The sequence below is a fragment of the Halochromatium sp. genome (assembly GCF_054919635.1).
The window spans coordinates 1-3,227 of record NZ_JBUDPI010000391.1 but is presented as its reverse complement, the minus strand read 5'-3'; the positions used below and the strand labels follow the sequence as shown (position 1 = coordinate 3,227).

The following is a 3,227-nucleotide window of genomic DNA, read 5'->3' as shown; positions in this document are numbered from 1 at the left end:
ATGCGGCCACTCCAGCCCACTGAATGGCCACTGACGATGGCTATGGCGGGACTAGAGAACTGCAGTATGTAGCCGCGCAGGCTCATGTTGCCCTTACGGTATTCCATGCGCTCAGAGACGCGGGTGATCTCAAGCACTTGGAGGCAGCATTGGACATCGAATGTATCAAACAACAACTTGAATGCGTCACACCACGGTTCCCGCGCGGTGCGGTACGTGGCGCCATCGAGCAGCAAGAGGCCATCACTCCCTGGTTGTTGGAGCAACTGGCCGCCTGCGCCGATGACCCACAGGCCATGAATAAAGGTCCAACGCCGATGTCGCACATCTATGCGATGTACCTGTTGGCGCAGTTTCGCGAGGCGGCCGCCTATCCGCTGCTGAGCCGGCTCTTTTCGATACCGGGCGAGATCAGTCTTGACATCACCGGCGATGTGGTGACCGAGGATCTCTGTCGCATCCTGGCCTCGGTCTGGGCTGGTGACATTGAGCCGATCAAACGGTTGATCGAGACACCGAGCATCAATGAGTACGTGCGCTCGGCCGCGTTGAGGACGTTACCCATCCTGGTGTGTGAAGGCCAGCTAGGGCGTGACGAGGCGATCGACTATTCGACGACCTTGTTCCGCGGCAAGCTTGAGCGTGAGTATCAATTGTTATGGACGAGCCTGGTCTTGGTAGCTTACGGCATCTACCCAGAGAAGCTGATTGAGGATATCGAAAAGGCCTATGAGGATGACCTAATCGATACCTGGTTCATCGGTCTGGACGACGTGAGACAGCACCTGGCCAGAGGCAAGGATGCGGTTTCGGAGGAGACGCGGCGGCTCGAGAAGGGCTTGATCGACGATACTGTGGCGGAGATGGAATGGTGGGCCTGCTTTGAGCTAGACAACGAGGAGCGGCGTGCTCGGCAGTTGCCGACTGGCGGTAAGGTGCAGACTGCGCTCCCCGGGATAGACGCCCCTCAGGCGATCCAGCAGGTGCCATCCGCCAAGACCGTCAAGGTCGGACGCAATGATCCGTGCCCCTGTGGCAGTGGCAAGAAGTACAAGAAGTGTTGCCAGTCTTGAAATCACTCGCGATCAACAGCTGATTGGTGCGGAAAGGACGCTCGACGCCCTCATGCTCTTGGTAGAGGCTTGGCCAGACCTCGCGGCGCTGATTCGAATAGCGCAGCAATTGGTTTATCGCCGCGGCGATGGGGCTCTCGATGGCTGGGCTCTTGAACTCGGCCACGACCAGCCGCAGGCCGTCGACGAACAGCACCGCATCCGGCAGCACATGGGCCTGTCCGCTGGTCAGGTCGACCTTGAACTGATTGATGACCAGAGAGTCGTTCCGGTCCCAGTGCTCGAAATCGATGTAGCGCACCGGCCGCGGACGGCCCTGATCCCAGTCTGGTAGTCCCTCGACCACCGTATTCTTCAACAGCAGTTCGGTGGTCGCCTGGTTGACCTCCGTCGGCCGATGCCCCGGCGTCTGCTCCAGGTCGCGGATCATCTTCTCGATGCGGGCATCATCGAGCCAGGGCTGGCCATCGCGCAGGTTGATCCCGCGTAGGGCCCTGGTCAGGCGACCCTTGAGCAAGACCTCCCGCGAGCTGGTCCGTTCGCTGGATTCGGGGAGATCGGGGTCCGCCTCGATTCAGTCCCAGCCCATGGCTTGGAGCTGCCGGCAGAATGGACGCTCCACCAAATCCCGTTCCCATTCTATCTTGCTCATCACTGACGCTCCTTGGTCGAGTTGGGTCAGCCTTAAGCGTGGCTCTATGGGCTGAGAAAGTACCTTAACCACCCGGTCGCACTTGTGCGAAATCCGCCGCATGGTTCTGGTGAGGCCTTGTTTTTTGTCGCGACGCCGTTTTCGTCCAAGTTCTTACTTGTGTTAACGCTTGTGCTAAAACCGGCCCCCGATAGCGCTTGCCGCAGCCAATCGACCCGGTGAACAACCAGGCTGTCGAACCGGGGAGCCGCTTCGCATTCGGATTAAAGGGCTGCCTAGCTCCCGTTCCTAACTTCCCGATTGGGTAGATAGCCACCCAGCGTTTTCCAACTGCTGCCAAGCGGCCGTGACGTGCTCGGGCTTGAACAGACGCGCCTTGAGGTTGTTCCAGGTCCGCACTCGCTCACCGGCATCCTCGATGCTCGTCGCGGGCGCCTTGGCGCCTGCGCTTGGATGGTGCGCGACCCAGTGCAGGGTGGCGAGCAATTCTATGCCATAGGGCGTCTCGAAACCTTCGATCAGATCTACGACCTGCTCCAGGCGCTGCCGAGATTCTGGCTTATCCGCAAAGAAGGTTGTTGCCGCCTAAACAGCGCCTGGCAGCAGCTCGATCTCGGTATTCGGTTTCTGGTTATCGCCATAACCACGGATGAAGTGGCCCTCCATCACTCCACCACCTCAAGCACCTTGTTCAGGTTCGCCGCATAAAGGCCGTAATGCCCGGCCTCGCAGCGCAATCGCAGTGGCTCTCCAGCGGCCTGACGGAAGTAAGCCAGCTTTTGTAGCTCCAGCAGTGTGCGGCTGTAGTCGAGCGCGGCATAGGCGTCCATCAGTCGGATGAACAAGGCCCTAGCCTGGGTCGTCCCGGTCGAACGCTCAGGAGGAGAACGGATTCAGGAGCTTGACGCCGGTGAACGTGAAATCATCGGTGTTGCGGGTGACCAAGGTCAGGTCACTTATCAGCGCCGTCGCAGCGATCTGCTTGTCGAGTACGTTCTTGGGATGAGGGACGCGCAGTCGCCCCCACAGCAACGCCTCCGCGCGGCCAAAATCCAGAATTCGGTTCGCGTAGTCATCCATCACTAAATTGAGCCAGCGTTCAAGCCGCTCCGCCTGCAAGCGATCTCCCCGATGCCGCAACAGATCAATTCCGCGCCTTAGCTCACCAAGGGTGACAACGCTGAGGTAGACGCGGGCATGATCGGCATCCAAAGCGCGGACTAACTCCACGACACCGGCATTGGCCCGCTTACCCTTGCGCAGCTCGCTAACAACATTGGTGTCGAATAGATACATCCGGGTGTCGGTTCAGTCGAAGACCGGCGGCGCAGTCTGGTCTCGCCTGCGCGCAAAGTCCTCGTCGTGGCCAACATCCGGCATGTCTGCGAGCACTTGCAGAAAGCTGCGACGCTTCGGACGCAGCAGGGCTTCCTCCAGAATGCGCCGGTGCTCCGCTTCGGCGCTCACTCCATGAGCACTTGCACGCTCCTTAAGCGCCTGGT

Annotated in this window: 5 protein-coding genes; 1 reads left to right on the top strand and 4 read right to left on the bottom strand. The window is 59.7% G+C overall.

What is annotated here, in order from left to right:
- The first annotated feature begins 149 nt into the window (after window positions 1–149).
- Window positions 150–1,073: a DUF1186 domain-containing protein gene (locus tag ACY693_RS17110; protein WP_462323017.1), complete on the top strand. Its 924-nt coding sequence runs from the start codon at window positions 150–152 to the stop codon at window positions 1,071–1,073.
- On the opposite strand, the gene ACY693_RS17105 is transcribed toward ACY693_RS17110, so the two are convergent.
- The 4 genes from ACY693_RS17105 to ACY693_RS17090 all read right to left on the bottom strand — a co-directional run.
- Window positions 1,003–1,590, bottom strand: a complete 588-nt coding sequence (locus ACY693_RS17105; RefSeq protein ID WP_462323016.1) for a type I restriction endonuclease — start codon at window positions 1,588–1,590, stop codon at window positions 1,003–1,005. The genes ACY693_RS17110 and ACY693_RS17105 overlap by 71 nt on opposite strands.
- 800 nt (window positions 1,591–2,390) lie before the next feature.
- A complete protein-coding gene (locus tag ACY693_RS17100) occupies window positions 2,391–2,570 on the bottom strand; it encodes a hypothetical protein (RefSeq protein WP_462323015.1) in 180 nt (59 codons plus the stop codon).
- Window positions 2,571–2,601: 31 nt separating this feature from the next.
- Window positions 2,602–3,021 carry a PIN domain-containing protein gene (locus tag ACY693_RS17095; RefSeq protein WP_462323014.1) on the bottom strand — a complete coding sequence of 140 codons (420 nt, stop codon included), beginning with the start codon at window positions 3,019–3,021 and terminating at the stop codon, window positions 2,602–2,604.
- Window positions 3,022–3,033: 12 nt separating this feature from the next.
- On the bottom strand, window positions 3,034–3,227 hold a 194-nt coding region (locus ACY693_RS17090; protein WP_462323013.1), incomplete at its 5' end, for a FitA-like ribbon-helix-helix domain-containing protein.

Coding starts and splice junctions, on each gene's coding strand:
- ACY693_RS17095 (WP_462323014.1), bottom strand. CDS start 3,021: ATGTATCTATTCGACACCAATGTTGTTAGCGAGCTGCGCAAGGGTAAG.